At 59.2% G+C, this 6,437-nt stretch carries 6 protein-coding genes; 5 read left to right on the forward strand and 1 reads right to left on the reverse strand.

The features are described from left to right. From O0879_RS28450 to O0879_RS28465, 4 genes are all read left to right on the forward strand, one after another. The coding region (locus O0879_RS28450; protein WP_289920023.1) for a hypothetical protein at positions 1 to 192 on the forward strand (192 nt) is incomplete at its 5' end. A gap of 170 nt (positions 193 to 362) precedes the next feature. Then, entirely contained in the window at positions 363 to 1,052 is a 690-nt protein-coding gene (locus O0879_RS28455) for an acid phosphatase (RefSeq protein WP_289920025.1), read from the forward strand. A 62-nt stretch (positions 1,053 to 1,114) separates the two neighbouring features. Further along, positions 1,115 to 2,593 carry a DUF2868 domain-containing protein gene (locus O0879_RS28460; protein WP_289920027.1) on the forward strand — a complete coding sequence of 493 codons (1,479 nt, stop codon included), beginning with the start codon at positions 1,115 to 1,117 and terminating at the stop codon, positions 2,591 to 2,593. Beyond that, positions 2,590 to 4,080 (forward strand): DUF3482 domain-containing protein, encoded by a 1,491-nt coding sequence (locus tag O0879_RS28465; RefSeq protein ID WP_289920030.1) that lies wholly within the window; start codon positions 2,590 to 2,592, stop codon positions 4,078 to 4,080. Before O0879_RS28460 ends, O0879_RS28465 begins: the two co-directional genes overlap by 4 nt. A 17-nt stretch (positions 4,081 to 4,097) precedes the next feature. Here the strand turns inward: O0879_RS28465 and O0879_RS28470 are convergent, their stop codons facing one another. Further along, positions 4,098 to 4,997 carry a LysR family transcriptional regulator gene (locus O0879_RS28470; protein ID WP_289920033.1) on the reverse strand — a complete coding sequence of 300 codons (900 nt, stop codon included), beginning with the start codon at positions 4,995 to 4,997 and terminating at the stop codon, positions 4,098 to 4,100. 110 nt (positions 4,998 to 5,107) lie between these two features. On the opposite strand from O0879_RS28470, the gene O0879_RS28475 reads away from it, so the two are divergent. Further along, positions 5,108 to 6,187 carry a tartrate dehydrogenase gene (locus tag O0879_RS28475; protein WP_289920035.1) on the forward strand — a complete coding sequence of 360 codons (1,080 nt, stop codon included), beginning with the start codon at positions 5,108 to 5,110 and terminating at the stop codon, positions 6,185 to 6,187. Positions 6,188 to 6,437 lie beyond the last annotated feature (250 nt).

Raw genomic sequence — 6,437 nt, forward strand, 5'->3', positions numbered from 1 at the left:
AACAGGACCGTGAAACAACTTTGCGCCGATGATAGTGCTGCAACCAGTGTGAAAGTAGGTTATCGTCAGGCTTGTTATGCGAAAAAACCCCTTCCGGTGATCCGGTTGGGGTTTTTTTACGTCTGGTGCTTTTGCCTGGTGCGCGATTTTTGTCGTGCGTACGGCGAAGTTGCGCGAAGTTATCGCTCGTGAGCGCTTTTTACGGGGGAAGTGTGCCGCAAAAATACCTATCATACCCGGTCCGTGTTGCTAACTGCGGGCACCGTCATGTTCTCTTCATATTCACACTGTACGATGGCTTGCATGGCTGCTGTCCTTGGGCGGCCAGTCCCTTTCATCCCATCAAGTAAATGTGTGCATCCATGTTGGCCAAGCTTAAACTCGTCAAAACTCCCAAAGGCATCGATAGCGTCTTGATGCTGTCGGCCATGCTGATACTCTGGATCGGCAATTACAGCAACCTCGATCTCATGATCGCGGACAGCATGTTCGACGGGACGCGTGGGCAATTTGCTGGCACGGGCAGCGCGTGGGCGGGCAATTTCCAGCTCGGCATGATCTCGCTTGGCTCCGCCATGATCTGCCTGGCTATCTGGGACACCTTGCATCCGCTGGCCTGGCTGACCTCACGCCGCAGCGCCTTGCGCGTCGTGGCCCTGTCGGTTGTCTTGGTGCCGTTAAGCATTTATTTTCTCTCTTCCTTCGGCGATGTGCCTTGCCCTACGGATTTGCTGCGCTATGGCGGACTGGCGCCCTACACGCGCCTGCTGGAAACATTGCCCGCCAATGCATCTGCCATGGTTTGCCTGCCTGCCACGCAGGCGAACACTGCTTGGTGGATGCTGGCCTTGCCATTGTTTTGCCTGCCCGGACGGCCACGCACGGCGCTTCTGCTCGCTGGCGTCATGCTGCTGTGCGGTTTGGCGGCAGGCTGGCAGCAACAGTTGCAAGGTACACAATTTTTTACGCACACCTTGTGGTCTGCCTGGATTGCCTCTTTCCTGATATATCTGCTGCATAATCTGCTCCGGGCCGAGGACGCGTTGGCCTGAAACATAAAAGTACGTCACAATCTGCCTGTCTAGTTGTCGTTTCATACAAAAACAGGAGCACCATGAACGAGCAGATTGCGAGAGAAGTGGTATTGGTCCGTGCTATCGAGACGGCCGACCAGAAAAAAGAAGTCCTCAGCGAGGATGACCGCATGTATGCCAGCCGCAGCGCGCGTGAGCTTGCGCAGTGGCAAGCTTCGGGCAAGCAGGCCGAAGTGACGGGTGACGATTTCCTGCAGCAGCGTTCCGAGCTGATCCTCAAGCGCATCACCGAACGCACGCCCGCCTTTGCCGCTTTCGCGAAACGCCGTAACGGCATGAAAGCCCTGGCGCTGACCTTGCCCTTGCTGGCCCTGCTGCTGGGCGCCGGGCTCGACCGCATCACGGATCCCCATCGCGTGGATCTGCTTTCGGCGCCCTTGCTGCTGATCATTGCGTGGAACGTACTGGTCTACCTGGGCTTGCTGATCTGGCTATGCATCCCCTCGCATTCCCTCGGCTGGCCGAAAGCGGGGCTGGTGCGCCACCTGAGCGTGGGCCGCCTGACCTTGCCGCGCAAGTTGCCGCACGCCTTGTCCTCGGGTTTGCTCAGCTTCATGGGGGAATGGGCGCACCTGAGCGCCAAGCTGACGGCCGCGCGCCTGAGCCGTACCATCCACTTGAGCGCCGCCATGTTTGCCATCGGCGCCGTCGCCTCGCTGTATGCGCGCGGTTTCCTGTCGCAATACGCAGCCGGTTGGGAAAGCACCTTTTTGAGCGCCAGCCAGGTGCACAGCCTGCTTTCAACCCTGTTTGCGCCGGCCATCGCCCTGTTTCATTTGCAAGGCTTTTCGCTGGCGGAAATCGAAGCGTTGCGTTTCCCGCAAACGACGACCGTGGAAGGCGGAGCGCGCTGGGTGCATTTGTATGCGGCAACCATCTTTCTGCTGGTGGTCGTTCCCCGCCTGATCCTGGCACTGGTCAACAATTGGCGCGCTGCGCGCCTGGCGAAACATTTTCCGCTGGATCTCGATCAACCGTATTTCCGCAAGCTCAATGAAAGCATCGGCGTGGCCACGGGCGGCATGCTGCGCGTCTTGCCATACAGCTTTACTGTCGATGAGGCGCGCCACAAGGGCCTGGGCCAGCTATCCATCATGCTGTTCGGCGAGCAGGGCCGCATGATGCTGCGTCCGTCGACGTCGTATGGCGAAGAGCCGCAGGACGTTCTGCGCGGCACGGACCTGAATGATCCGCAAGTCAATATCACGGCCGTGCTGTTCAACTTGACGGCGACGCCGGAAAAGGAAAATCATGGCGCCTTCCTCGATTACCTGGCGCAATCGTCGACACGCGGCATCGCCGTCCTGATCGACGAGTCCAGCTACCTGGAGCGCGCGGGCGAGCAGGCGGATAACGGCGCGCGCCTGGCGGAGCGAGTCGCCTTGTGGCAACAATTTTGCCAGTTCCACAAAACCACGGCAACCCTGGTCAATTTGCTCAATCCTGCCTTGCACCCGCTCGATGCTGGTGTCGGGCTGAAAGTATCGGCAGCAGCATGAGTGTGAATGTGAATAAAGAAGTGCAGGATGATGCGGTGCAGATTCAGTTCGCGCTGCTTTCGCACACGAATAATGGCAAGACGACACTGGCGCGTACCCTGGTGGGCGTGGATATCGGCGAAGTGCGCGACGCCGCCCACGTGACCGTGTTTGCGGAATCGCATACCTTGCTGGCGACACCGCAGGGTGATGCCCTGCAATTATGGGATACGCCAGGCTTCGGCGACTCCGTGCGCCTGCTCAAGCGCCTGGGGCAGTCGGGCAATCCCATCGGCTGGTTCTTGCGCGAAGTGCTGGACCGTTATCGCGACCGCCCGTTCTGGCTCAGCCAGCAAGCGCTGCGCACGGCCAAGGATGCGGCCGACGTGGTGCTGTACCTGGTCAACTCCTCTGAAAATCCCCGAGACGCGGGTTACTTGCCAGCGGAAATGAAAATCCTCGCCTGGCTGGATAAGCCGGTGGTGGTCTTGCTCAATCAGATGGGACCGCCGCGTCTGGGTAATGAGGAGCACGGCGAGCAGGCGCGCTGGCGCGAGCATTTGCAGCAGTATCCGATCGTGCGCGACGTCCTGGCGCTCGATGCCTTTGCCCGCTGCTGGGTACATGAGCGTGTGTTTTACGAAGCCGTGGGTCAATTGTTGCCCCAGTCGCAGCAAGCTGGCTACGCGCGGTTGTTTGCTGCCTGGCAAACGCAAAATACGGCACGTTTCCAGCAGGCCATGCATTTGCTGGCCACGCAGCTGGCGGTGGCTGGGCAGGATCGCGAAGCCATTGATCCGGCGTCCAGAGGCTTGCTGAAATCGGCCTTGCAGGTCGTGGGCATCGGTAAGAATGCAGAGCAGCAACGCCAGGAAAAGGCCATGGCCAGCCTGGTGGCGCGCCTCAATACGCACAGCAGCGTGACCACGCGTGAACTGTTGATCTTGCACAAACTCGATCCGACCGATGCGCATAAGATCAATAGCCGGATACGGGAAAATTTCGCCGTGCGCGCGCCGATCGACAAGGCGCAAGCGGGACTCTTGGGCGCCATGATTTCCGGTGCCGCGACGGGGCTGTCGGCCGACCTGATTTCCGGCGGATTGACCTTGGGTACGGGGGCCTTGCTTGGCGGCGTGGTCGGTGCGCTGACGTTTGCCGGCGCAGCCTGGGGTTTTAATTCCGGTACGGACCGCAATGAGCCCACGATGCAATTTACGGATGCCTTTTTGCGTACCTTAGTGGTGGCGGGCGTGCTGCGTTACCTGGCGGTGGCGCACTTTGGCCGTGGCCGCGGCAACTTTGTCGAAAGCGAGGCGCCGGCCTTCTGGCAGGATGAGGTCGAGCAGGCGGTAGCGCGCCATGACGCTGCTCTGGCCGAGCTGTGGAAAGACGTGCGCCGGGAAAAGTCGCCGGAGCAAGCCGCCGAGCGCGTCCTGCCCCTCCTGTCGTCCATCACTTCCGATACCCTGGCGCGTCTGTATCCGGATGTGGCGCGCCTGGTGTAGATACCTGGTCTAGATCATCAGGCGCGGGCCTGCAGCCACTGCTCCAGAAACTGCACGCAGGCCCTGACCTTGGCCGAGTTCGACAGCCGCGAGGTGGTCACCGCCCACACGTCGGCCGCCTGTTGATATGCAGGCAAAATGCGCACCAGCTTGCCTTGCGCCAAGCTGCTTTCCACATCCCATGCCGAACGCAAGATGATGCCGTGGCCATCCAGCGCCCATTGATGGACGATCTCGCCATTGTTGGCCGATAGCGGTCCGTCGACCTTCACCGTTTCCACTCCTTGCGGCCCCTGCAGTTTCCAGCGCCGCCCATCCTGGTCGCGTTCGCGAATGACGATGCAGTCATGCTCGCGCAACTGCGCCAGGGTGTCCGGCGTTTCGCGTCGTGCCAGGTAGGTGGGCGCGGCGCACAGTACGCGTTGGTTGCTGGCAATACGGTGGGCGATCAGGTCCGGTTCATGGACCACGCCGATGCGAATGTCGAGATCGAAACCTTCGCCCAGCAGGTCGACGGGCCGGTCGAGCAATTCCAGCTGTATTTTCAGGTCTGGATACTGCCGTGCCAGCTGGGATAGGGCTGGACCGAGCCGGTTGCGTCCGAAACCGGAACTGGAGCAGATGCGCAGCACGCCTTGCGGCTGCAGTTTCGACTGCGCTACCGCCTCACCCATTTGCTCGACATCTTCCAGGATGCGCTGTGCCCATTGCCGCACGATCTCGCCGTGATCGGTGACGCTGACCCGGCGTGTGGTCCGGTGCAGCAAACGTACTTGCAGCGCCGCTTCCAGCATGCCGATGCGCTTGCTGACGACGGCCTTGGAAATGCCCAGTTCCAAGGCTGTGCCGGCGAAGCTGGTTTTATGGGCGACCTGGCAAAACAGGCGTAAGTCTTCCAGCAGCGGTGTATGTTTCATTGATTGAACACGAAATGTGAATACTTGGGTTATGAATCTCCTGATTGTATTCTCATGCGGTGCCAGTATCATCAATGCACCCATTTAGCATCCATAACCAGGAGAATCCCATGTCCACACACCGAATCGCAGTCATCGCCGGCGACGGCATCGGCAATGAAGTCATGCCGGAAGGGCTGCGTGTTGTCGAGGCCGCCGCGCGCCGTTTCAATATCGACCTGCAGTTCACGACGATGGCATGGGCCAATTGCGACTATTACCTGGAACACGGGCAAATGATGCCCCCGGACTGGTTTGCCCAGCTCAAGGATTTCGACGCCATCTATTTTGGCGCCGTGGGCTGGCCGGACAAGGTGCCCGACCACATCTCCTTATGGGGTTCGCTGTTGAAATTCCGGCGTGAGTTCGACGAATACGTCAATCTGCGTCCCGTGCGCTTGATGCCTGGTGTGCCGTGCCCGCTGGCGAATAAAAAGCCGGGCGATATCGATTTTTATGTGGTGCGTGAAAATACGGAAGGAGAGTATTCATCCGTGGGCGGGCGCATGTTCGAGGGGACGGAGCGCGAAACGGTGCTGCAGGAATCCGTTTTTACGCGCAAGGGTGTCGACCGTATCCTGAAGTATGCGTTTGAGCTGGCGCAAAGCCGGCCTAAAAAACACCTGACATCGGCCACGAAATCGAATGGCATTGCCATCAGCATGCCGTATTGGGATGAGCGGGTGGAAGCCATGGGCCCGAGCTTTCCCGATGTCCGCTGGGATAAATACCATATCGACATCCTAGCGGCCCGCTTTGTATTGAGCCCCGAACGTTTCGACGTGGTGGTCGCTTCGAATCTGTTTGGCGACATCCTGTCCGACCTGGGACCCGCCTGTACGGGGACGATTGCCATCGCACCGTCGGCCAATATCAATCCGGAGCGCACTTTTCCTTCCGTTTTCGAGCCGGTGCACGGTTCCGCTCCCGATATCTATGGCCAGAATATCGCCAATCCGATCGGCATGATCTGGTCGGGTGCCATGATGCTGGACTTCCTCGGCAATGGCGATGCCAATTACACGGCGGCGCATGATGCGATTGTGCGGGCCATCGAGCAAGTGCTCGAGCATGGTCCGCGTACGCCAGACATGGGTGGCAGCGCCAGTACGACGGATGTCGGCATGGCGATTGCCGAATTGCTGAAATAAAGCTTGCTGCCTGTGAGTGGCTTTGCTATAGTTCGCCTCCCCAATGAGACGCACTAGTTTGCGGCACAAAAGGGGCAGCCTTCAGGGGCTGGGTAGTAAAAAAGAAGGTTGACGAAATGGCCGAAACGCTTCATACTCTTCCTTCTTCGCAGCTGACAAACACAACGCTTTGTCGATAGCGCGAAAGCAGTACCGAATACAGTTCTTTAACAATTAACAGTCGATAAGTGTGGGCATTTGATGTCAGTGC

Origin of the sequence: Janthinobacterium sp. SUN120 (assembly GCF_030397735.1) — a bacterium.
In the GTDB taxonomy this organism is placed as follows: Bacteria; Pseudomonadota; Gammaproteobacteria; order Burkholderiales; family Burkholderiaceae_D; genus Janthinobacterium; species Janthinobacterium kumbetense.